The 22,828-nt window shown below is 60.7% G+C and carries 25 protein-coding genes; 9 read left to right on the top strand and 16 right to left on the bottom strand.

The annotated features are described in order from the left end of the window. Positions 1-159: 159 nt before the first annotated feature. Positions 160-1,374, top strand: coding sequence for a site-specific integrase (locus tag ASS64_RS14835; RefSeq protein WP_067696257.1), 1,215 nt, complete (start codon positions 160-162; stop codon positions 1,372-1,374). A 14-nt stretch (positions 1,375-1,388) separates the two neighbouring features. Here the strand turns inward: ASS64_RS14835 and ASS64_RS14840 are convergent, their stop codons facing one another. Genes ASS64_RS14840 through ASS64_RS14850 form a run of 3 tightly spaced genes read right to left on the bottom strand, consistent with a single transcriptional unit; the run spans position 1,389 to position 3,480 of the window. Next, on the bottom strand, positions 1,389-1,994 hold the full coding sequence (locus tag ASS64_RS14840) for a GntR family transcriptional regulator (RefSeq protein WP_054527740.1): 606 nt from the start codon (positions 1,992-1,994) through the stop codon (positions 1,389-1,391). Next, positions 1,991-2,857 carry a phytanoyl-CoA dioxygenase family protein gene (locus ASS64_RS14845; RefSeq protein ID WP_054527741.1) on the bottom strand — a complete coding sequence of 289 codons (867 nt, stop codon included), beginning with the start codon at positions 2,855-2,857 and terminating at the stop codon, positions 1,991-1,993. Before ASS64_RS14845 ends, ASS64_RS14840 begins: the two co-directional genes overlap by 4 nt. Further along, on the bottom strand, positions 2,854-3,480 hold the full coding sequence (locus ASS64_RS14850) for an acyl-homoserine-lactone synthase (RefSeq protein WP_054527742.1): 627 nt from the start codon (positions 3,478-3,480) through the stop codon (positions 2,854-2,856). Before ASS64_RS14850 ends, ASS64_RS14845 begins: the two co-directional genes overlap by 4 nt. Positions 3,481-3,698: 218 nt before the next feature. Between ASS64_RS14850 and ASS64_RS14855 the strand changes: the two genes are divergently transcribed. After that, positions 3,699-4,778 carry a sensor histidine kinase gene (locus ASS64_RS14855; RefSeq protein ID WP_054527743.1) on the top strand — a complete coding sequence of 360 codons (1,080 nt, stop codon included), beginning with the start codon at positions 3,699-3,701 and terminating at the stop codon, positions 4,776-4,778. On the opposite strand, the gene ASS64_RS14860 is transcribed toward ASS64_RS14855, so the two are convergent. Both ASS64_RS14860 and ASS64_RS16515 read right to left on the bottom strand, forming a co-directional pair. After that, the gene (locus ASS64_RS14860; RefSeq protein WP_010240358.1) at positions 4,771-5,175 is read right to left on the bottom strand and encodes a response regulator; all 405 of its coding nucleotides are present in this window, start codon (positions 5,173-5,175) and stop codon (positions 4,771-4,773) included. The genes ASS64_RS14855 and ASS64_RS14860 overlap by 8 nt on opposite strands. Positions 5,176-5,314: 139 nt before the next feature. After that, entirely contained in the window at positions 5,315-5,737 is a 423-nt protein-coding gene (locus ASS64_RS16515; RefSeq protein WP_010240361.1) for a helix-turn-helix domain-containing protein, read from the bottom strand. Between the two features lie 59 nt (positions 5,738-5,796). Between ASS64_RS16515 and ASS64_RS14870 the strand changes: the two genes are divergently transcribed. The 4 genes from ASS64_RS14870 to ASS64_RS14880 are packed head-to-tail and all read left to right on the top strand — an operon-like array spanning position 5,797 to position 8,099. Continuing rightward, entirely contained in the window at positions 5,797-6,159 is a 363-nt protein-coding gene (locus tag ASS64_RS14870; RefSeq protein ID WP_010240364.1) for a mercuric transporter MerT family protein, read from the top strand. An 11-nt stretch (positions 6,160-6,170) separates the two neighbouring features. Further along, a complete protein-coding gene (locus tag ASS64_RS14875) occupies positions 6,171-6,512 on the top strand; it encodes a heavy-metal-associated domain-containing protein (protein ID WP_047819462.1) in 342 nt (113 codons plus the stop codon). Continuing rightward, entirely contained in the window at positions 6,509-6,739 is a 231-nt protein-coding gene (locus ASS64_RS17090; RefSeq protein ID WP_082134709.1) for a GDCCVxC domain-containing (seleno)protein, read from the top strand. Before ASS64_RS14875 ends, ASS64_RS17090 begins: the two co-directional genes overlap by 4 nt. Position 6,740: 1 nt before the next feature. Further along, positions 6,741-8,099, top strand: a complete 1,359-nt coding sequence (locus ASS64_RS14880) for an NAD(P)/FAD-dependent oxidoreductase (protein WP_054527744.1) — start codon at positions 6,741-6,743, stop codon at positions 8,097-8,099. Positions 8,100-8,246: 147 nt separating this feature from the next. On the opposite strand, the gene ASS64_RS14885 is transcribed toward ASS64_RS14880, so the two are convergent. From ASS64_RS14885 to ASS64_RS16995, 3 genes are all read right to left on the bottom strand, one after another. Next, positions 8,247-8,999, bottom strand: coding sequence for a LuxR family transcriptional regulator (locus tag ASS64_RS14885; protein ID WP_047819460.1), 753 nt, complete (start codon positions 8,997-8,999; stop codon positions 8,247-8,249). Positions 9,000-9,183: 184 nt separating this feature from the next. Next, positions 9,184-9,585 (bottom strand): DUF2285 domain-containing protein, encoded by a 402-nt coding sequence (locus ASS64_RS16990; RefSeq protein ID WP_231680713.1) that lies wholly within the window; start codon positions 9,583-9,585, stop codon positions 9,184-9,186. A gap of 190 nt (positions 9,586-9,775) precedes the next feature. Beyond that, positions 9,776-9,967 carry a transcriptional regulator domain-containing protein gene (locus ASS64_RS16995; RefSeq protein ID WP_047819459.1) on the bottom strand — a complete coding sequence of 64 codons (192 nt, stop codon included), beginning with the start codon at positions 9,965-9,967 and terminating at the stop codon, positions 9,776-9,778. A 407-nt stretch (positions 9,968-10,374) separates the two neighbouring features. Between ASS64_RS16995 and ASS64_RS14895 the strand changes: the two genes are divergently transcribed. The 3 genes from ASS64_RS14895 (at position 10,375) to ASS64_RS14905 (ending at position 15,581) form a co-directional block, all read left to right on the top strand. Next, positions 10,375-10,956: an RNA polymerase sigma factor gene (locus tag ASS64_RS14895; RefSeq protein ID WP_169749278.1), complete on the top strand. Its 582-nt coding sequence runs from the start codon at positions 10,375-10,377 to the stop codon at positions 10,954-10,956. A 255-nt stretch (positions 10,957-11,211) separates the two neighbouring features. Next, entirely contained in the window at positions 11,212-13,434 is a 2,223-nt protein-coding gene (locus tag ASS64_RS14900) for a TonB-dependent receptor domain-containing protein (RefSeq protein ID WP_053058892.1), read from the top strand. After that, positions 13,434-15,581, top strand: a complete 2,148-nt coding sequence (locus ASS64_RS14905; RefSeq protein WP_047822858.1) for an Atxe2 family lasso peptide isopeptidase — start codon at positions 13,434-13,436, stop codon at positions 15,579-15,581. Before ASS64_RS14900 ends, ASS64_RS14905 begins: the two co-directional genes overlap by 1 nt. Here the strand turns inward: ASS64_RS14905 and ASS64_RS14910 are convergent. From ASS64_RS14910 to trbL, 8 genes are all read right to left on the bottom strand, one after another. Next, a complete protein-coding gene (locus ASS64_RS14910) occupies positions 15,546-17,291 on the bottom strand; it encodes an asparagine synthase C-terminal domain-containing protein (RefSeq protein WP_067696262.1) in 1,746 nt (581 codons plus the stop codon). The genes ASS64_RS14905 and ASS64_RS14910 overlap by 36 nt on opposite strands. Further along, positions 17,288-17,902 (bottom strand): lasso peptide biosynthesis B2 protein, encoded by a 615-nt coding sequence (locus tag ASS64_RS14915; RefSeq protein WP_053059243.1) that lies wholly within the window; start codon positions 17,900-17,902, stop codon positions 17,288-17,290. The genes ASS64_RS14910 and ASS64_RS14915 overlap by 4 nt, the downstream gene beginning before the upstream one ends. A 57-nt stretch (positions 17,903-17,959) precedes the next feature. Continuing rightward, complete coding sequence (locus ASS64_RS16755; RefSeq protein WP_156170876.1) at positions 17,960-18,097, bottom strand: benenodin family lasso peptide; 138 nt, start codon at positions 18,095-18,097, stop codon at positions 17,960-17,962. A gap of 333 nt (positions 18,098-18,430) precedes the next feature. Continuing rightward, positions 18,431-18,667, bottom strand: coding sequence for a DUF2274 domain-containing protein (locus tag ASS64_RS14920; protein ID WP_047822854.1), 237 nt, complete (start codon positions 18,665-18,667; stop codon positions 18,431-18,433). Continuing rightward, positions 18,664-19,842: a TrbI/VirB10 family protein gene (locus ASS64_RS14925; protein WP_067696263.1), complete on the bottom strand. Its 1,179-nt coding sequence runs from the start codon at positions 19,840-19,842 to the stop codon at positions 18,664-18,666. Before ASS64_RS14925 ends, ASS64_RS14920 begins: the two co-directional genes overlap by 4 nt. Continuing rightward, positions 19,839-20,828 carry a P-type conjugative transfer protein TrbG gene (gene trbG, locus ASS64_RS14930; RefSeq protein ID WP_067696265.1) on the bottom strand — a complete coding sequence of 330 codons (990 nt, stop codon included), beginning with the start codon at positions 20,826-20,828 and terminating at the stop codon, positions 19,839-19,841. Before trbG ends, ASS64_RS14925 begins: the two co-directional genes overlap by 4 nt. Then, positions 20,828-21,508, bottom strand: coding sequence for a conjugal transfer protein TrbF (gene trbF, locus ASS64_RS14935; RefSeq protein WP_010240179.1), 681 nt, complete (start codon positions 21,506-21,508; stop codon positions 20,828-20,830). The genes trbG and trbF overlap by 1 nt, the downstream gene beginning before the upstream one ends. Before the next feature lie 6 nt (positions 21,509-21,514). Then, positions 21,515-22,828, bottom strand: a complete 1,314-nt coding sequence (gene trbL, locus ASS64_RS14940) for a P-type conjugative transfer protein TrbL (protein ID WP_067696272.1) — start codon at positions 22,826-22,828, stop codon at positions 21,515-21,517.

Genomic DNA, 22,828 nt, shown 5'->3' on the forward strand with positions numbered 1-22,828 from the left:
AGGTGTGGTACTTTCGATTCAGGCGACGCTAGACTACGCTGATGTTGTAAAAACAACGACTTAGCCAAAAATATCTACGCCAGGATTGCCTCCAATTCGCCCCTTTTTCCGCTTGCGTGATTACCCGGTGATTGCCAGAAAAAGGCCACGAGGTATCGCATGGCAACAGGAAAAATCAGCAAGCGCACGGTCGATTCGCTCCCGGTTGGACCAAAGGAAAACTATCTTTGGGACACCGATCTCAAGGGCTTTGGCGTCAAGATTACAGCTGCTGGATCAATCAGTTACATAATCCAGTTCCGAATGGGCGGACGAGAAGCGAAGACCCGTCGTTTCACGATCGGATCACATGGATCGCCCTGGACACCGACTACTGCACGCTTGGAGGCTGAGCGATTGTTGGTGATTGTTGCGCAGGGCATTGATCCGGTTGATGCGGAAAAGCAGCGCCGACGGGAAGCTGTCGACCTCGCCTTCTCGAATTACGCTGACCTCTTCACCCGCTCCTGCAAACGCGAGGGATGGCGTCGCCTCGTGGAACGATCCATTCGCCTCTACCTCAAGCCCACATTCGGAATGAAGGCGCTGCCAGCGATTACGAAGATCGACGTCGTATCGGTTCTCGATCAGATGCCGCCCAAGCAGGTGGCAAACCGGCGAAATGTCTTTGCCGTTATGCGGCGCCTGTTTCGCTGGGCCGTGAGTCGCGGAGATATCGATCGCAGTCCGATGGAGGGCATGGAAACGCCGCCTCCGGTCAAGCCACGAGAGCGCTGGCTCAAGGATGGCGAACTCCGCCATATCTGGGACGCGGCACCGGAATGTCATCGATGCTTTGGTCCAATTGTCAGACTTCTGATCGTGACCGGACAGCGCCGTGAAGAAGTCTCCGGGATGCAATGGCAGGAGCTCAGTCGCAGCGAAAGATTGTGGACCCTGCCCGGATCTCGGACCAAGAACGGAGAACCAAACTCCATTCCGCTCAACGATCTTGCAATCGCCGAGCTCGACCGGGAGGCTCGCGGCGAGAAGTGGCCACGCAAAGGCCGCGTCTTTGCGACAGCTAGTGGGGCGGGCTTTACGGGATACGCCAAGGGGAAGGCGAAACTCGATGGCCTGATCGAGGAACGTCGCGAAGAGCCGCTCGACGCCTGGCGCCTTCATGATCTACGACGAACCCTCGCTACGAACTTTCAGCGGCTTGGCGTTCGGTTTGAAGTCACCGAAGCCGTTCTCAACCACGTCGGCGGATCTCGTGCCGGAGTCGCCGGCATCTACCAGCGCCACGATTGGAAGGATGAGAAGCGCGAGGCACTCGATGCCTGGAATGACCACCTCGCGACGGTTCTGTCCGAGAGTGGAGAGACGACCTAACTCATTGGCGAGGGCTAGGCGGTCTGCTGGTTCAAACGTCCGACCAGAGCGGGTACCAGAGCCTCAATGTGTTGATGATATGCGCGTACCGCTCGGTTTGAGCCATCGAACCCCTGCTGAGCTGTTCGCTCAATTTGCTCAAGGGCATGCGACGCCCCAAGCCAAATCTCCGGCTCGAGTTCACGTATCGGGTGGAGTCTGTCGCTAATGCGTTCGACCAAATGTACGCGAAACCGATTGCCTGAGTTTGCCGCGATGTCTCTGAAGACGTGCGCCAATCGGTCGGCATAAGCACCCTGAGTGACGTTGGATCCTTCGTCGATTTCCAGTGATTTGCGGTCGGTGTCGGAAGTGTGCTCCAAAAGCAGCGCGTTGACTTGCAGGATGTCGCGCAAGGCCTGTTCGGTAAGCAGCGGTACGCGAAATCCTTCGCCGGGCGTGAGGTCGACCAGCCCTTCGCCGACAAGCTGGTTCAGGCTGTCTCTTACCGGCGTCATGCTTACTCCGAAATCGTCAGCCAGTCGCATCGCCTCGAGCTTCGCACCGGCCTGGAAGCGCCCTTCCAGCAATGCATTTTTAAGCCGCCTGTACGTAGGCTCGAGGACGTGAGCGGGACTCATCGCCCGCTGCGGCGCGTCTCGGCGAACTCACGAACCGCTTCTTTCTGGTCGGGGCGCAGACTATCGGTTGCCTGCGGGAATTCGGGCACCTTGTCGCTCAGCAGAACCGACGGGCATTGCCCTTCGAAATTACCCAGGTTCGGGCGGTGCTGCACATAACCGGCCAGTTCGGCGAGTTCGGGCGAGAACTCTTTTGCTACTGCTGGCGGATAGGCCAGCCAGAGATTCTCGTAGGGTTTGAGCCAGCCGAGACTGTAGCCGATTACGACACCGCGGCGGACATCCTCGGTCTGGTTTGGTCCCGCTCCATGGACGGTGGAGCCAAGAAAGCAGATGGCATCGCCGGGCTTGCAAACTGCGACTATGGGATCGTCGAGACTTTCGAGATTGTCGACAGGCTTTCTGTGCGTCCCGGGGTAGATGCGTGTCGCGCCATTGAGGCGAGTAAATTCGGTCAGCGGCCAGATGACGTTGAGAAGATATTCGTGATCGCCCTTGCGGCCTGCCCACATATCCTGATCGCAATGCGGAAACTGTTCTATCTCGCCGGGATGGATCGCGATCGCCTGGGCGACATTGAGCTGTATCCGGTCGCAGGCGCTGCCGAGAATTGCGCGGGCGAGCGATAGGACTAGCGGCTGCAGGACCAGATCGCCCGCGACCTGCGAGCGGCGAAGGAGGCTTCCAAACCGTTTGGTCCGATGCCCATAGAAGTCTCCCTTGCCGAGTGGCGCCTGCGCAAACGCAGCTTCCAGGTCCGCATCGAGTGCGGCGATCTGTTGCTCGGCGACAAGCTGCGGAATGATGCAATAGCCATCCTCTTGCAGCTGATCGAGCCAATACGCCTCGCTCGGCGCAGTCATGCTGCCAGCTCCATACCACCATAGGCTTCCGGCTGAGGATTGCGGCAGTAGATCCCTGCGTTGGCGAGTTGCGCGCGTGTATCCTGATCGATGTCGATGCGAAGAGCGACAAGCTGCTGCCCATCGATAGAAACGCACGGTCCAAGCTGCTGGCAGCGCCAGCCGAACTGGGCGATCTGACGGAACCAGGGCACTGGGGCGACCGCCGAATAACCAGAGATCCCTTCCGATATTGCAAAATCGGCGAGTGCGGAGACGAGCTGGTTGCGGACACTCCGGCGATCAGCGCGCGGCAACGTGGGATCGATACAGAATCGGGTAATCTCGCGAAATGCCTCATCCTGCGGAACAGGTCCGGTGCACAGCTGCGGAAAGAGATCGCGTAAGATATGAGGTCCATCAGAACGCAGGAGCCGGGCCGATGCGCGATGCTCGCACTTTTCGCCGGTGAGGACGAGATAGGCGGCCGAGGGCGTATCGAACTGGTCGATTTCAAAGGTCCCGTCGAGCACCGGAACGTCCCACCCAAGAAGATCCACGAACACGCGCTTGCGCGCCTCGAACATGGCGCGAAGTGCCGGATCGACCAGGTTTGCACCATTTATACCGCTGCTTTGCTGCATGAAGATTACCTGTGAACTTGATGACTGCTCGCATCTCATCAAATCCGGATAGGCAGCGACATACCAAGAACTGGGGAGGGCCCCGTCTGGCGCAATACAGGGCCAGTTTACTGACCGCCTTACCTGTGCGATGAGCTTCAGCGATTGAAAATCAACAAGATACGACAGGTATCCTATCGGTCCGATTCTGTTCATCCCGAGAAGGTCACAAGCTGGCTATGAATGCAAAAGTCATCACGAACTTCCAGCTTGGCAGCCGCGAATCCTCTTCGGCGCCTGATGTCTTGCCCCTGGCTACAGAGCATGCGCTGCAATCCGCCGGAGCTGCTTTCCATGCGCTCGCCGACACCATGCCGCAGATGGTATGGTCGACTCTTCCCGACGGCTCCCACGATTATTACAATGCGCGCTGGTATGAATTCACGGGTGTCCCTGTCGGATCAACCGACGGCGAAGGATGGGCCGGGATGTTCCATGAGGATGACCAGGCCGACGCATGGAAGAAATGGAACCACAGCCTCGCTACCGGCGAACCGTACGAGGTTGAATATCGCCTGAGGCATCACAGCGGTGATTATCGCTGGATGATCGGTCGTGCGCTGCCGATCCTCAACGAGGAGGGTGAGATCCAGCGCTGGATCGGCACTTGTACGGATATCGACGAGCAGAAGCGCACCGCCCTCCAAAACGAAATCCTGAGTCAAGAGCTCAGCCATCGCATCAAGAACATCTTCGCGATTGTTTCCGGTTTGATCAGCCTGACAGCGCGCGCAAATGAAGCGTTCGGTGAAGCGTCGCGCGACCTGCTGGGCCGGATTTCCGCGCTGGGGCGCGCGCACGAATTCGTCCGGCCCCACAGCGAAAAGTCCCAGCCCGAGGGCAAGGAAGTGACCCTCGCCACGCTGCTTGCGACGATCTTCGAGACCTATCCTGCCTTTTCCGAAAGAAGGATTGCTATTTCCGGCCCCGATATCGCGGTCGAAAGCCGCGCCGCCACGCCGGTTGCATTGGTGTTCCACGAGCTGGCTACCAACGCGATGAAGTACGGAGCTCTGTCCAATCCCGAGGGAAGGATTTCGCTGGACCTTTCAACCGAGGACGAGATGGTCCGCTTCCGCTGGAGGGAACACGGAGCTCACATCGACAAGGCGAGTGAGCCTCAAACGGGTTTCGGAAGTCGCCTCATCGAGTTGGCCGTGAAGCAACAGCTAGGAGGCAATTACGAGAGAACCTGGCATGACGATGGCGTTGAACTCGTCATGGATGTCCGAAAAAGCAGGTTGCAGGAGCCTAGTTAAAGAAGAGCCTAAGACGGGCTGGCGGATCGATTTTTTCGCCCTTCCGGACCGCAATGACATAGTCGAGAACCTGCTTGAGAATGCTAAGATCGACCGGTTTTTCCAGCGCGCCCAGCGTTCCGCTCACCCCTTCGCCGAGTTGTGCGGGATTGGCGGTTACGAAAATAACCTCGATCCCGAAATCCGCAGCAAGCTTCTCGCCGATCCTCGGACCAGTGGCTCCATCGGCCAGATTGACATCGACGAGCGCCACATCGATCGCGTCTGAAGCCTTTGCCAATGCCGATTGCATGTCGTCGGCTATGCCTGCGGATTCATGACCGAGATCGTGAACCACCGCCTCCATTTCGACAGCTATGAGGAATTCGTCTTCGACAATCAGAATGGTGGTCGGCACGGAAGGCTATCAAAAGTTAAATGACAAGGCTCTGTAGTGAGGGGACGGACAGGGCGCATATTCGTTGCCTCGCCTCGTCGCATCCGGCTTCGATCGAAATAGCTTCAAGACGCGCACCCGTTCCGACGGCATTGCGTCACTATCGGGCGCCAGGACCACGACCAAAGAGCGTATCTATGATGGGGCATTCCGGAACATCACCGCCTTCGCAGCGGGCTGATACATCGGCTAGCGTGCGCTCCAACCTAGTCAAATCAGCAATTTTAGCTCGCACGCTGGCCAGATGGTTATTGGTCAGATCCCGAACCTCGCCGCAGCTGTAGGGGTGCGAATCAACGAGGCTGAGCAGGCTTTTGAGCTCCTCGATCGAAAAACCCAGATCGCGGCCGCGCAAGATAAAGCCGAGCCGCGCCTGGTCGCCGGGTGGATAGAGCCTGTGCCCGCTTGCCGTACGCTCGGGAGGCTGAAGCAGACCGATGTTCTCGTAGTAGCGGATCGTCTCAAGGTTGCAGCCCGACCGTCTGGCCAGTTCTCCCCGTTTGATCACTTGCGATGCTGTCATGAGCCATATGCCAATTAGTGCTTGAACCTGTAGTTACTACAGGGAGTACATTGGTTTCCATGGTCGATCAAATGCACAAGAACGCGCAGCGCTTATGGGCGAGCGGCGGGACGCTCGGCGCGATACTCGCCTCGTCCTGCTGTATTGCCCCGCTGTTATTGCTGAGCCTTGGCATCAGCGGCGCGTGGATCGGCAATCTCACTGCGCTCGAACCGTACAAATGGGTATTTATCGCCATTGCGGTTGTCTTTTTGGCCCTTGGATTCCGGCACGTCTATTTTCGGCAAGCCGAACCTTGCGAAGACGGAACATATTGCGCGCGGCCCGGAGCAAACCTGCTCGTCAAAAGCTCCCTGTGGCTGGCGACCGTATTGGTCGCTGCCTCGTCCACGGTCGAGTGGTGGGCGCCGCAATTCTACTAGGAGTTCGAAAGATGAAGAAGACGATGATCGTCGCAGTTGCGATACTGGGACTGGCCGGAGCGGGTATCTGGGCAGCGACCTTGTTTCCGCCAAACTCCGACGAACGGGTTCAACAAAATTCCGCGCATCTGCAATCGGCAAGTTTTGCGGTCGAGAATATGACCTGCGCGACCTGCCCGATAACGGTTCGGCGCGCGATGGAAGGCGTGGCAGGCGTGCACGAGGTGACTATCGATTACGAGACCAGGACGGCGACTGCGCAGTTCGATCCTGAGCGAACAACCACAAGCGCGATCGCCGCGGCGTCGACCGAGGCCGGATATCCGGCGATCCTTTCAGAGAGCGCGCTATGATCAAACTGAAGTCCGAGATCACATGCCCTACTTGCGGGTACAAAAAGCTCGAAAGAATGCCGACGGATGCCTGCTGGTTTTTCTACGATTGCAATGGTTGCGGTGTGAAACTCCGCCCCAATGCGGGCGATTGCTGTGTCTTCTGCTCATTCGGCACCATCCCCTGCCCGCCGATCCAGGAAACGCGTGCCGATCGCAAGGGCGCCACATGTTGCGGAGGGCGGTGAGATGAGTACGCGAAACTTCGATCTTATAGTGCTGGGTGTTGGTATGGCGGCCGTAAATGCCGCCAACAAATGCGCCTCAGCCGGTTGGTCGGTCGCGGTGGTCGACGAACTGCCTTATGGCGGCACCTGCGCCCTGCGCGGCTGCGATCCGAAGAAAATGCTCCGCCGCGGGGCGGAAATCATCGACGCAGCGCGGCTCATGCACGGCAAGGGCATCGAACCGAACGACATCGCCATCAACTGGCCCGATCTGGTCGCCTTCACGCAGACGTTCACCGACAAAATGCCCGGTCGGATCGAAAACGGTCTGGAGAGCAACGGCGTCACTACCCTTCACGGGAAAGCGCGCTTCGTCGGCGAAGATACCGTCGAAATCGACGGCGAGGGGCAGTTTCAGGCAAACCATTTCCTGATCGCAACGGGTGCCAAGCCGCGGACGATAGATGTTCCCGGCTCCGAACACCTTACCGACAGCACCGAGTTCATGCGGCTCGATGCGCTGCCCGAACGCATCCTGTTCATCGGCGGCGGCTTCATCTCGTTCGAGTTTGGCCATATCGCAGCACGCGCGGGCAGCAAGGTGTGCATCATCGACCGTGGCGAGAGACCGCTCAAGGGTTTCGATGCCGATCTTGTCGAAAGACTCGTTGCGCGGGGCGAGGAAGTCGGCGTCCAACTGCGACGACGCACGTCACTCAAAGCGATCGAGAAGGACGGGACGGGTTTTCTTGTCACGGTAGAAACTGACAGCGGCACGAAAGATTTGCGCGCCGATCTCGTCGTCCACGGCGCGGGCCGCGTCCCGGCAATTGGCCGGCTTGACCTGGCCGCAGCCAATGTCGAGGCAGGTGACAAGGGCGTTGAGGTCAACGCCTACCTGCAAAGCACCTCCAACCCCAAGATCTATGCTGCCGGCGACGCGGCCGACACGCAAGGCGCGCCGCTTACGCCTGTCGCAGTTTTCGAGGGCAAGGTAGCTGCGTCCAATATGCTCAACGGCAATCGGACAAAGCCGGATTATGCAGGCGTACCGAGCGCTGTATTTACGGTACCAGAGCTCAGCCGTGTTGGCATGCTCGAAGAGGAAGCACGAGAGGCCAGACATGATATCCGCGTCGTCGAAAATGACACCGGCGACTGGTATTCCAACCTTCGCGTTGGCGAAAGCTGCGCTGCAACCAAGGTCATAATCGATAACGAATGCGACACTATCCTGGGCGCTCATTTGCTCGGACCGGAGTATGGCGAGATCATCAATTTCTTCGGTTTGGCCGTCCGACTTGGACTGACAACAAGCGATCTCAAGAAAATGGTTTCGGCCTACCCTAGCGTGGGATCGGACCTTGGCTCGATGGTGTGATTGTGTTGAAGAAGCGGTTGAATAAGGAATTCGGCATATTCTGATCTGGCGACGCAGAGAGATGCCTGCACCGTAACACTGCATGCTCGAGTTTAATCGACGAAGCTGAGGTCGATTAACTGAAACGTTTCGACGCATCTGGTGCGTCTATCCGACGTCGCGCCAACGGATGATGTCGGCAAACCCGATCAACCCGTCGAACAGCGCCGCGACGACGAGGGACTGCTTACAATGGACCTGGTAGCGTTCGCGGGCCATCTTGAGATGCTGAATGACGGTTTCGGTGCTGATTTCGAGAATCATGGCCGTTTCAGCTGCAGTCTTCCCTCTTGCAACCCAGAGCAGACACTCCCGCTGCCGATCGGTCAGGGAGGGAACCTTCTCATCGAGTCTTTCTGAGCTCAGTCCCAGTGCACAGCTCAAAGCCAGCGTCCCGATCACTTCCGCGACGGCGAAACGCCGTCGGGGCAGTTCTCGATCGGGTCGAACAGCAAAGGTGCAGGTACCGCGCCCTATCCCGGGTAAGTGCCGCGGAACGGTATAGCCATTGCCAATTCCGCATTCCCGGCCAACATTGAGCATCTGACGGTCGCCGCGCGTGAGAGGGACGAGTTCGTCAATCCAGTCCCAGGCGAAACCGATGATGGTCTTGTCGCAGGCTCTTCGCACCGGATCCTGCCCTGCGAGGTCGAAGGCGATATAGACTTTCGCCCATTCGTCGGGATAGTCGTGCAATAGCAAGCCCGGTGCCTCGCACGATGTCGAACGCATCTCCAGGCTAAGTGCGAAGTGGTCGAAGCCAAGGCGCCGGGAAACCTGTTTAAGGGCGCCATCGAGTTCAGTGTCCGAACGAACATTGATAAGCTCAGTTGCGAATTCCTCCGCGAGATATGCGTACATAGACCTGCCGTTCGATCGGCAGCACGCAATCCAACACGCCGCCACCCGACCGCCTGCTCGGTGCCTGATCAGACGGTTCCATTCCACCTGTTCCGGCAGTTGCAGTTGCGACCCTGAAGGTCTGGTTCCAATCCGGGCGCGCCACAAAATTCAGCGGCTTGCCCAAGGAAAAACCATAGTGCATTCAGTGCGTTTGAAAAGGTCGGAACCGGCTTTGACGAAGCAGGTCGAGATAGCCGTGCGACGCCATCTTCCGTGCTTCGGCGACAAGACGCTGGGTCTGTCGGCGTTGCGATGACGATTTCCAGTCTATGGCGCGTTGCGCGGATAATCCGCGATAGACGAGGGTTCCCGCAATCTCTCGGAGGGTGACACCCTCAGGCGCTCTGGCCTGATTATCGAGTATGGCGAGCAGCAAGTGGAGGCGTCTGGACTGATAGGTGGTGGGCCGTAAGGGGTATCGCTTGGTGGGCACAGCGGAGCCAGCAACGCAGCGGTGAAACGCATCGAGCGCCGCTAGCCTGATCGGAACCGACTGGTCTTGAGGGATCAGATAATTGTCTCCACCCAACCGGGCTGAGGCCATAACGAGCAGCCGGTGACGAGCGCCAGTATCGGCGAGGACCAGATGATCTCCCGCATTGCTCGCTCGTTTGGCGATCAGGTCGCACGCTGCGCGCGCCGCCTTGACTCCGCCGCTACCGCTGAGAATTACAACATTGGGGTTTTCCTCGGCTCGCCAGATCGCCGGATCGCTGCGAGCCGAAAGGTCGGGATCAATCGGGAAATTCAAGGCCCCATGAACGCGCCATTCGGCGGCAAGCTGGGGATTGCGCGTCGAAGCCGCTTGCGCCGGCGATCCGGGCGTATTGTTGCCGGTAAGCGGAATTGCGGCGCAAGAATTCCTGCGCGAAATCCGAAAAGTCGTATCCGGCGGTCCGGTCGTTGCTGTCGAATGGTCGAGCCATGAAGCACCTCCTTTCTCGCCGATTGGGCTAGTGGCGCCAGCACCGCGCCGACATTCCAAGACCAAGGTATCCACTTCCCCAATATTGGGCATATTTGATCAGGCGCTCCCCGAGACCGGAGCATTTTTTTGGAAGATGATGCTGGCCGCCAAAAGCGGGTCCAAAATGGCTCTACTTACCTCTTGCCAGCCACCCCTATGTTGGGCAGATTGACTGCGCGCGGATTGATATTCTGGCACCGTCCGCGTGGATATTTCCGCCGGACATCATGCACGCCGGTCCGTCGCAGGCCCGGCGGCCGAACCGATCAAGGGGCGTAAATCAGGCCCCGGACGGCGGCACAGACCTGGAACCCGCACCAGTTCGCCATGGCGAACTCAGGTGGCGGTCGCCTCCAAGTTCGAAGCATGACTCAAGCTGTCGCCGAAATCCGGCACCAAGCTCCCCAGTGCGTGGGTCCCGCATATTGCTCTGCAAAAGTAAGCCGAACGGTCGACCGCCGCCGTACACTCGACGCCCTCTACCGCGAGGAACGGGCTGGACTGATCGCCTATCTTGCGCGCCGCGTGGGCTCCGAACGCGCCCGCGACCTGGCACAGGACGTGTTTCTGCGTGCAGCGACCAGCAAGCAGCTAACGGAACTCGTTAATCCTGCAGGCTTTCTGAGGCGGATTGCATTCAACTTGCTGGTGGACGAGGCGCGGCGGCAAAAGTGCCGCGTCAGGACCCAGCCACTTCTGGAGAACGCAGATGCGCCAAGCCGCGCCGCGCAGGAAGATGCCGTGCACGTTCGTGAAGCCCGGCACGTGCTGGAAATCGCGCTCGCGGAGCTCCCGCAAAAGACCGCGCGTATCTTCGCGATGAATCGCATCGAGAAGAAATCCTACCGTCAGATACATCTCGAGCTAGGCATCGCGCTGCCCACGGTCGACTATCATATGATGAAAGCTCTAGCGCATTTGCGCCAAGCGCTGGGTCACAGTTGGTGACTGCAACCACCCGGCACAAAAAGACCCCCCAAACTTTAATTTCAAATGAAACTAAGGTGTTCGAAAAAGTGAGCGTCATTCCCTGTAGCGGCCCGACCGCGCCAGAACAGGGAGACCCCAATGTCATTGAGAAATCGCACACTTTTCGTCCTTCTAACCGGGACAGCATTCGCAAGTGCCGCTCCTCCTCTTTTCGCCCAAGACAGTCCAGGCGAACAGGCACAAGATGACGCTGCCGAGGTTGGCGATACGGCTTTGGACGACGAAAGTTCTGCGATCGTTGTCACGGGAACGCGAATCCGAGGCGCACGGGTTGTCGGTGAAGTCATCGAGCTTGATCGCGAGACGATCGTCGAGGCTGGCCAGGTGGATCTGGGTGAAGCGATCCGCAGCCTACCCCAGAATTTCTCGGGCGGTCAGAACCCCGGAGTGGGTTCGGGTGCCGGGCTCATCAACAGCAACGTGAACTCTGCGGCCACTCCGAACCTGCGCGGTCTGGGTCCCGATGCGACACTTACGCTCCTCAATGGCCATCGCCTTCCGTACGATTCCGCCTTCGCAGGGGTCGATATTTCGGCAATCCCGCTCGCGGCGGTAGACCGGATCGAGGTCGTCCCGGACGGCGCGTCGGCGCTATACGGGTCCGACGCTGTCGCCGGCGTGGTCAATGTAATCCTGCGCCGTGATTTCGAAGGCGTGGAAACATCGGCGCAGATCGGCGCGAGCACCGGTGGCGGATATTTTCGCCAGCAGGCCGATATCGTCGGTGGAAGCCGGTGGGATGGCGGCGGATTTTTCCTCGCCTACGATTTCACCAACAACTCCGATATCGAGGCGGGCCAGCGATCTTATGCGGCCGCGCTCGACCCCGAGACCACGCTGTTTCCGTCGCAGGAACGGCATGCCGTCACGCTTTCCGGACATCACGAAATATCACCCGGTATCGAGGCAAGCGTCGATGCACTTTATTCGCGGCGCAGTTCGGTTCGCATCACCGGGTCTTCCACGCTCCGTCAGACCGCGGATCCAGTGGTCGAATCCTATACGCTCGCACCGTCGCTCAGGGTCGATATCGGAGCTTCGTGGCAGCTGTCTGTGCTCGGCGTTTTTGGACGCGACAGGACGCGCTACCGCACTACGTTTACACGGCCGTCCGCCCCGACAAGCGTGACCGAAGGCTGCTTCTGCAACGAGGTGCTATCGCTCGAAGCAGGTGCGGAAGGGCCACTCTTTTCGTTGCCGGGAGGCGATGCGCGCCTCGCAATTGGTGCTGGCTTGCGCGATAATTCGCTCGATTTCTCCCGCTCGGAAGGCGGCAATCTCGTTATCGCTTTCGACGAAACGCAGCGGGCCCGCTTTGCCTATGGGGAGCTGTTCCTCCCGTTGGTGTCGTCGCGCAATGCGATTGGAGGTATCGACGAGCTAGGCCTCTCGCTGGCCGCACGGCACGAAAGCTATCCCGGTCTCGACAGCCAGACCACGCCGCGCATGGGCTTGGTCTACGCACCCGTCCCCGGCTTGACCCTGCGGGGAAGCTGGGCGAGATCGTTCAAGGCTCCAACGCTTTACCAGAGGTTCATTCCGTACCAGACCATCGTGCTGCCAGCGTCGATCTTCGGCGCGGGTACGGCTCCGGAAACCGTCTTTATAGCAAGCGGCGGCAACCCGGATGTCACCTCGGAACGCGCGCACAGCTGGACAGCCGGTTTCGAATATCGTCCGCCGTCAGTGCCGGGTTTGCTCGTATCGGCCACCTGGTATGACATTCGCTATCGCGACCGGGTGGTTCGCCCGATTGCGGGATCGGTTGTCGCCGGTTTTCGCGATCCGGGTTATGCAAGCCTGATCGATTTCTCGCCCGATCCCGCAATCTTTTCCGGGCTGATCGACAATTCTTTGTTCGGCCTCGAAAATTTTTCCGGCTCGCCTTATGATCCGGCCAATGTCGTAGCCTTCATCGACAACCGCAATCGCAATGTCGCCGTCTGGGCAGTCGAAGGGATCGATGCGCGGATTTCGTGGGACCACGACCTCGGCAATCAGCGCAGACTGGGTCTGGAAGTCGCTGGCAGCTGGCTCGACAGCAACCAGCGCCTGAATTCCGACCTACCGCAGGTTCAGCTCGCCGGGACGATTTTTAATCCGCCGCAATACCGCGCACGCGGCGTGGCCCGCTTCGAAGCCGGCACTTTCAAGGCCAATGCGGCAGTCAATTATATAGGAGCACTGGAAGATCCACGTTTCGGCGTGGCGGAACGTCTGTCGCCAAGCGCCACACTCGATCTTGGCGTGAGCTACGATGTGATCGGTGGCGAAGGACGCAACCCCGGACTCACACTGTCGCTGACCGTGCAAAACGTGTTCGATGACGAACCCGAGATCATTGGACAGACGGGCCCGACCGATACGCCTTTTGATTCGACGAACTACTCCCCGATCGGACGGTTTGTCGCATTCGGAATCCGGAGGCACTGGTGATGTCGCTGGCACTCGCTGCAGCGCTGTCCCAATCCATCGTTCCGCACGTGGACCTGCCGCCGCCGCAAGAGGATCCGTGTGCAGGTTTCGAAGAGGCGGAGGGTCTATCGGGCATTGGCCAGCGGGCCTTTACGCTCGATGACCAGGTCAGGATGGCGGACATCGGACGCGCCAATCCGGTCGGCGCTGCGCGGGCCATCGGCGTAGCGCCCGACGGCGAGCACATCGCTTTCGTCGTAAAACGCGCAAATCCGGAAGCCAACGTCTACTGCCAGAGGCTTATGATTGCGGCGATGGACGGAAGCGGTGCCGCCGTCGAGGTCGACCGGGGCGGCGAATTCATCCGCGATGATTTCCGATTGCGCGACTTTCCCGCGATTATGGCCGGATGGGACAGGCCCAACCCGCCCCGCTGGTCTTCGGACGGCTCCCGGATCGGCTATCTCAAGAGGTTGAACGGTTCGACCCAGGTATGGCTGGTCGATCCTGACCGAACGGTACCACCGCGACAGGCAACCGCCCTTCCCGATAATGTCGATAGTTTCGCATGGACGAACGACGGAACTGCACTGATAGTCGCGACGCGTCCCGGCATACGCATCCAGTCAGAGGCTATCGCACGCGAAGCGGCCGAAGGATTTTTGTTCGACGAGCGTTTCTCGCCGCAATTCGCCGATCGGCCAATCCCGACCGGACAGCTTGAAACGCACTATAGCTACGTGTCGCTGGCGGATGGCGAAGTGTGGGTCGCGAGTTCGGAAGAAGCGCGCCTGCTCTCGGGCGAAGCGCCAGAGGGCCTCCCGGCTAGAGCCCGCGCCTATGCCGAGAATGACTCGGGGATTGCGGCCTGGCTCGAGCCGAGCGAGCCCACTCGGCTGATCAGCCCCACCAGGCTTGTCGTCGGGTGGCCTGACGGCAATCAGATAGTCTGCGAACAAAAAGCTTGCGAAGGGATCCGCGAGCTGTGGTGGTCGAGCGATGGAACCGCGCTACTCGCCCTCCAAGCGACGGGCTGGGCAAACAGTCAGACGGCCATTTTGCGATGGGAGCTTGGCGAGGCGCAGCCGCGCCAGATCCTGCTTACCGAAGATGCGTTGGTCGGATGCACAGTGGCCGGCGGCGAATTGCTGTGCGGCCGCGAAGGGTTCGGTCAGCCTCGCCGTCTGGTTGCAATCGATGTCGTCACCGGAGCAGACCGGCTCATACACGATCCCAATCCACGGCTTGAAGAAAGGACCTTCGGGACCGTTGAGCGCCTCAGGTTCCGCAACGCCTTCGGGGCCGAAAGCTATGCGGATCTTGTCCTGCCACCGGACCACCAGGCCGGGCAACGTCATCCCCTGATCGTCGTGCAATATACAAGTGTAGGGTTCCTGCGCGGCGGTACCGGGGACGAGGTCCCCATCCATCCGCTTGCCAACCGCGGTTTCGCCGTGCTCAGTTTCGATCGCCCGGACTTCTCTGCCGCGGCGCTTGGCGCGACCACCGAAGAGGAACTGACCCGCGCCAACCGCGCAGACTGGATTGACCGTCGCCGAGTCCAATCCTCGCTCGAGACTGCGATCTCGCTCGCCATCGATACCGGTTCGGTCGATCGCGCACGGATGGGCATCAGCGGCTTCAGCGATGGCGGATCGACCGTCCAGTGGGCGTTGATCAATTCGGACCTCTTCCAGGTCGCGTCGATGGGCTCATGCTGCGAAGACATGTATTCTTACCCACTCGCCGCGGGTCCGCGCTTTACAGATTTCGTACGCGCGATGGGATACCGCCATTTCGAGCCTGGCACCGAAGAGTTCTGGAAACCGATGTCGCTCATTCTCAATGTCGATGATGTCGATGTGCCGATCCTGATTCAGACCGGCGACAGCGAATATGAAGCGGGCCTCGATGTCTTCGAGACCTACTCGTACCGCGGCAGACCGATCGAACTCTACGTCCTGGAAGACGAGACCCACATCAAGTGGCAGCCCGCACACCGTCAGGCAATCTACCGGCGATCGGTGGAATGGTTCGAATTCTGGTTGATGAAGCGGATGGACTGCGACCCGGCAAAGGTCGGGCAATATGCACGGTGGCTTGCAATGGATGGCGCGCCCGCCCGAAAGGACCTACGATGCTCGGATGGTCGCAGCTCGCTCCCATGAGCGCGACCAGTTCTCGGCCTCGACGAGGTCGAGCAGGCGGTAAACCAGCGATCCGCGCCGCGATGTTTCGAGCGTGAAAGCCTGCTCGACAGCTGCGCGATCAATCACACCTTGTTCCGCCAGTTGGCCATCGAGAAGCAGATCACGAAGCACGGCGCGATGACGGTCGAAGGCACTTCGAATGAAACTGTCGGGTCCCGCCTTGGACGTGCGATCGAGAACGCTGCGAGGAAGCAGGTCCGCGAAGGCGGCGCGGGCGAGCGCACGGTTCTGACCGCCTGTCACCCAGGTCCAGGTGGGGACGCCGAGGCAGAATTCGAGCAGGGGCTGGCTCATCAGCGGAGAGAAGCGCGCTGGCCCGGGACCGAAGCCGTGTACATGATGCTGCGCGCGCATGATCAGCGCGAGGTGATCGTGTTTGCCTGGGTGGCGCCAGGTCGACAGGCGATGCCACGGCGTCAACGGTACGGGTGAGTCCTCCAAGATGGCCGCATCGGCAAGCAATCGGCTGTCTGGCGCCCAATTCTGTTTCGAATGGCCTCCCATCAGACGCTTGCCGGTCGCGCGCAGCATGGTCGGAACATCGCAACCTGTGACACAGCACATGTCTGGCAGAGTTTCGAAAAGCGCCGCCCTTGGCCCCTCGTTCCGCAGCCGGTCTACGATCGGTGCTGCGGAATGGAGAAAACAGAAGAGATTATCACCGCCATTGCCATCTAGGACGATGGCTTTTCCCAGCTCTGCAGAACCCGCGGCGAGCAGGGCGTCGACCGCCGTCAGAAACCCCTTTCGACCGGGCCGCGAACGACCCGCGGAGGCACATGCGGTGGGACGGTAACAGGTCGTATCATAAACCCGCCGTGTGAAATCCGCACCCAGATGCTCGGCAAGTAGCCGAGCATACTCGCTTTCGTCGCCGCTGCTGTCAGAGGTCGCCAGCGTGATGCATCCAAAATCACTGTGCCCGGCGGCTAGCGCGGCGCACAGAAAGGAAGAGTCGACCCCGCCAGAGGTTGCGACAGCCACGGGTCCGAACCGGTCTGTCCATGCTGCGCAAGTCCGGATTGCCAGCTCTCTCAGTTCTGCGGCAGCATCGCTGAATGAAGGTTCGGTTCCTCGCGGAAGATAATCGGCAGCGCGCCAGACGGGCAGCTCGGATTCCTGATCGCCGGCGGTCACCATGAGCGTACCCGGGGTGAGCTCCTCCACGCCCGCGAGGCACGCTTGCTTCTGCCGCAATTCCGGATAACGAAGGAACAACGCGAGCGCGCCCCAGTCGACCTTGAGGCGATCTCCGACAGCTTCTCCGACCAGACAGGCATCGGAAGAGAACACCACATGCGTCTGGCTCATTCCGCGGTAGACCGGAAACAGGCCAGAGGGATCGACCAGCAACGCAAGAGTGCGGCGCCCCGGATCAGGCAGGATCGCGACGTAGGCACCCCAATAATTCCGAACAAGCCGCTTGGCGGCGGCCTGGACGGACTCGGATTCAGGTAGCGGGACAGCGTCGACCGTTCGGGCGGTTTGTGCAGAGAAGACGCACCCGATCAGGTACCCGTGCGTTCCCAGACTGGCTTCGGGAGTGTCATCGCTGGTCCAGAATGAAGCATTGTCACCGCAAACATCGTCAGGACTTGCGCTTCTGCGAACGACCGGCGGGACGCCACGCCGACGCGGGACGGCAAGCACGAAGCGGCCCTGTTTCAAATTATCAGTATCGGCGTGTAGCGCCGAACTTCTTCCAAGCTGTCATTCAGCACAATGTCGCGATGCTGGACCCAGGCGTGGGCACCGAACGGCCGGTCCTTCACGCCAATAACAAGATGCGTGCGCAGTCTCAGCTTGGCGAGGCGTAATTTCAACGCGATCGAACGCGGGAGACAGCGGTCTGCGGCCGAACGCAGAAGGCGGGCTTGCTCGAAAGCACGTACTGTGGGACCCGACCGGGATTTGGTGGAATGGCCCTGCGTGCGTTGCTCGGTCAGGTGGCGAAGTTCAACGAGGACCGTCTGGAATGATGTCCGCGCAAGGCGATGTTCGATCCGGCGCTGCGACCAGACAGCTGCGGCCACATCGGCCAGCCGGAAAGGTCCTTCACCAATATCATGGGAAACACGCTGTGGGACGAGCCAGTCCGCAGGGCGCGGCAGTGGTGGCGGCTGATGCCAGGACACCGTGGCTTCGATGCCGAGCCTTTCGAGAAACACGTGCTGCACTCCGTCCGCCAACGCAAAATAGCGGTCCCGCGCGATGTCCAGAAAGATGAAACGTTCGCTCACCTTGCACCACGCGAGAGCCTCGGGATCCGGATTGACCATGAAGTTTGTACGAGGAGAAGGGGCGCGGCCAGGTCCGGCACGCGCCCCTCGCGAGGTTCAGTCGTCAGCCATGCCGGTGGCATAGGACAAACGACCGCCGCTCACATCGATGTCGAACAGGGCGTCGCCCTTGGTCTCCTCGGATGCGCTGCCGAGATCGATGATCTCTCTCTGGATTGTGTCGAGTTCCTTCATTGATCACTCCTCTGCTTTGATCGCGACTCCAATCGTCGCGGTCAGAGCATGAAGAGCATGGCCAGATGGGGCCAACTTATAATGGAATTATAAACAGATAGTCCGACAAATGAGGTGCGACCGGGTGATGGAAGCACTCGTTGGCAAGTGCATCGATGGTTTTAGCGAGGAGCCTGGACATGAGCATCGCCACCCGGTCGCGAGGAACCTGAATTCCCGATCCGACAGTAGAGCCGATCATGTACAGGAATACAGAGCAATTCTACCTATTGGCACATTTCTTTTCTAATACTGGTTAAGAGAAACCAGAAAAAGTCCGGACAGTCTCAGAACTTATCGACTTGATGATGCATGCGTTCTTCTGCGTGCCTTGGCGAAATCCCGGTCACTGGCGACGAAGCGCTCGATCATTGGTGGGATCAGAGCTGCGGGCTCGGGTGCACCCTCTGAAACGCCGCCATTGAGCACGACCCCATATTCGACCAGCCGGCGATGGAGCCGCGCAGGGATCTCTATCGTCAGCTTGACGGGCTTGCCATCGGTAATGTCGGAGAGCTTGAGCCGGGTCATGCTCCACCCTCCAGCACAATATCGCGCGTCACCAGAACGCGTACGGGAAAGCCGGGACGGATCGTCAGCGTCGGGCGTATATCAAGCTCGCGTGCAACGACCTGCTCGCCCGCGCGATTGATGCTGTCCTGGCTGCCGCGGCGAACAGCGCGCAGCAGGTCATCATCTCCGCCTGCGCCGAGTTCGCCGCCAATTCCGAGCAAAGTGGAAACGAGCGCCGCTTTGACGACACCGCCCCAATGGTAATCGACGCCGTCCTCCAGTCCAGCATAGCCCGAGGGATCGGCAACTGGCTGACGATCGAGCACAATCGAGCGACCATCAGGCAGGATAAGCCTGGTCCAGGCCAGCAGCACCCGGCGTTGGCCGAACCCGACATCGGACTCGTACTCACCGATGAGGCGCGCACCTTGCGGGATCAGAAGGTGCCGCCCGGTCAGGCTGTCATAGACATTCTCGGTCACCTGCGCGGTCACGAGGCCGGGCTGGTCCGACCGGATACCGGTGATCAGCGCTGCCGGAATGATCGACCCGGCCGAAAGCAGCGTCCCCGATGGCACCGCCTCAAGCCGCTGCATGGACACTGTCCGCGTGTCGGCGGGCCGTTCGAGAAAACTCGGCCGCGCGGTGGAGACCGATGGCTGAACTGGTGCTGGGGGTTGCGGCCCAGCAGCCGAAGCTGCCGGGCCGGGACTGGCAGCTTGTGTCCCGCCGCCGAAAAACAGGCTGCTGCCGCGCGCCGCCTCGCTTTCCTGTTCTAGGCGTTCGCGCTCAATCTCTTCAGGGCTCGGCGCCGCCCGCTGTGACGGTGTCGGAGACGGGGCGCCGACCGGTTGAAGCGCGGCAACAGCCCCGCGATCCTGCGCCTCGAGGATCGGTTGACCGAGATCGCCCGGTAGCGGTGGCCCTAACCTCGGAACCTGGGAATAGTCCGCCGGGGCAGTGGCAAGTCCGTCTGCCACAGCAATCCCCTCGGTGTTGACCAGCTCTTCGCCGCCGTCCTGCGAAGCCGGTTGCAGGGCGTAGAGCAGTATACCGCCAAGCACGGCCAGACCCGCGGCGCTGGCAATGCCGATAGCCTTGCGCGAGAGCCTGACCACGCGCGGTCCTTCCCCGCGCAATTGAACGATGCTTTCGGCATCGGGTGGCGGCTCGGTCTTGCTTTCCTCGTTCACGACCGCCCCCGCTTGCGGTTTTCAATCTTCACGCGGACCTGTCTGCGACCGGTACCGAGGCGCAGTTCGGCCTTGTGGAAGAGGCGGTCGACGATGAGATAGCGCCCGGCGATCCGGTAGTTGACCAGCTCGGCTGCGCCATCCGTGCCCACCACGAAGAACGGGGGCATTTCGCCCTGGGCGATATCGGGTGGAAACTCGACCAGGGTCCGCTGTCCGTCGTCGAAGACCCGTAGCGGGCGCCAGTCAGGCTTGGCACCCGAGATGCGGTACTCGAAATTGAGCGCCTCAAGCGTGAACCCGTCGGCGACTGGTGCGGCTCGCGCCGCTCGCTCTTCTTCGCGGCGCAGCGCGATCAGTTCGTCGGCCGGATAGGACCAGCTGACCGAGGCCATATAGATGTTCGGGTTGGCGCGCAGTTCGATATGATAGGTGCGGCGGTCGGTATTGATGACCAGATTGGTTGCGATATCGGGCCGCGTCGGTTTGATGAGGATATGAACCCGCTGCGTCGCTCCCGAGCCGCTCAGCGTGTCGCCGATCATCCAGCGCACGGTATCACCCGCCGCGACCGGCCCGGGTCCAACCAGCGTTTCGCCTTCCTGCAAGGCGATGTCAGTTACCTGCCCGGGTTTGGCGTAGACCTGGAACAATGCACCTTCGCGATAGGCAAAGCGCTGGATGGCATTGTCGAACCCGGCATCGTCCGGTTCGATCCTGGCGGCCTCGTTCGCCGCTCCCACATGCCCCCCTGGGTCAGAGGCAGGGGAGCGGCGCGCGGCAGTGGGGGAGGCCTGCCGCGAAGGGGTGGTCGCATGTGCCAAGGCCCGAACAAGGCGGGAAGCATCGGCGAGGTCGGAGGCGGTGATCGCCCGCAATGCGGCCTGCGCCTGCGGCGCAGGCGTCGCTGCTGCCGGCGATCCGGCAAGGAGCAGAACGCCGGCTGCGAGCAGCGGCGGACGGGAGAGTTGAAGTAAATGGGTCATCAGCCAAGCTCCTTTGACCAGTTGATCGAGGTGACGAAGATCCCGAGCGGATTGCTGGTGAGCGCGTCGGGCGTTCTGGGAGGCTGGACGGCAACGCCGAGAATAGCGGTCCAGCGAGTGGTTTCGGCGAGCGCGCCGTCACGGTAGCGCCGCTCGACCCAGGCCACGCGAAAGCTGCGCGGCGAGGCACGGATCACGCTGGTGACATCGACCGCAACCTGTTCGCGGCCGATTGCCGCGAACGGGTCGTTGGCCCGCGCATAATCGTTGAGCGCCAAGGCGCCCTTGTCGCTGGCGAATTGGTAGGCTCTGAGCCAGTTCTCTCGCACCACAATTGGATCGTCGGGGATAGCGCGGACATGCTCGATAAACCGGGCGAGGTGAAAGGCGATCTGCGGATCGGTCGGCTCGTAATCCGCAGCGGCGGGAGCTACGGTGCGGGCCTCGCCCAGCCTGTCGACCTCGACCACCCAGGGCACGATGGTGCCGCGCGCATTCTGCCACACGAGCCCGCCGGTCAGCGCTGCCGACAGGCCGAGCGCACCGAAAAAGGCGTAGCGCCAACTCTTTGCCTGGACGCGCGCGGAACCGATGCGCTCGTCCCAGACCTGCGCCGCGCGCTGGTAGGGCGTCTCTGCTTGAGGCGTTTTTGCGTACCGGATCGAAGGCCGTTTGAACATTGGAGGCTAATCCTTCTCTTTGGTGTCGATGGAAGCGCCTGCACCATGGCCATCACCGGAGCGCACGGTGTGCGCGGCAAGCGAGGCCGAGTGCCCCAGGCTTTGCCTGTGCTTCATGGACCGCGCCCAGGCCGGCGGGCCGTTCGTCTGTTCCGGATCCGGTGACGAAGCACCGTGAGCAGGAACGATGCGTCCACCCATGTTCCCGACCGACGCACGCGCCCCGTCGCGGAAATTACTCTTGGCGCTGTCTGCCGCCTTGCGCAGCGGCGACATGGCGGCACCGCCTGCTGCGCGGCCAACACCCGCCATTCCGCCTGCAACCGCGGCGCCGCCGCTCTTGCCCGCCGAACCGGTGGCATAGGCCATGGTCGCACCTCCGGCGGCGCGCGAGGTGCCTCGCGCGACGGAAGAGGCAGCACTGGCGACCGCGCCGCCCGCAAGTTTGGCACCGGCCACGCCGCCAACCGCAGCACCGCCTGCAAGAAGCGCGGTGCCCGCAGCAGCGCCTGCACCGAGCTGCGGACCGCCCGCGACAATGCCATTGGCGATCCCCGGCCCGAAAATGCCCAGACCGAGCAGAGTGAGGCTGGCGAGCACGATGGCCAGCGCATCCTCGATGGTCGGCTCGCCGGGGATGGCGCCGGTGAATTCGGCGAAGAGCGTCGAACCGATGCCGATGATGACGGCGAGAACGAGCACCTTGATTCCCGACGAGACCACATTGCCGAGCACGCGTTCAGCGAGGAATGCGGTCTTGCCAAACAAGCCAAAGGGAATGAGCACGAAACCCGCCAAGGTCGTCAGTTTGAACTCGATCAGGGTGACGAACAGCTGGATAGAGAGAATGAAGAAGGCGATGATGACAATCGCCCAGGCGACCAGCAGAATGATGATCTGCAGAAAATTCTCGAAGAAGCCGACATAGCCCATCAGATCGGCAATCGATTCGAGGAGCGGCCAGGCGGCATCGATGCCGACCTGCGCCACCCTTCCCGGTTGCAACAGATCGCCTGCGCCGAGCCCCGAGCCACTCGCCTTCAGGCCTAGCCCGGCGAAACTGTTGAACACGATATTGGCGAGCGCGCTCCAGTTGCCGATGATGTAGGCAAAGATGCCGACGAAGAGCGTCTTCTTGACGAGCCGGGCGATGATGTCGTCGTTCGCGCCCCAGCTCCAGAAAAGGGCGGCGAGCGTGACATCGATCACGATCAGCGTGGTCGCGATGAACGCCACCTCGCCAGAAAGCAGCCCGAAGCCGCTGTCGATATATTGCGAGAAGATCGCGAGGAAGCGATCGACAACACCGGTGCCACCCAT

Source organism: Erythrobacter sp. AP23, from assembly GCF_001542855.1.
In the GTDB taxonomy this organism is placed as follows: Bacteria; Pseudomonadota; Alphaproteobacteria; order Sphingomonadales; family Sphingomonadaceae; genus Qipengyuania.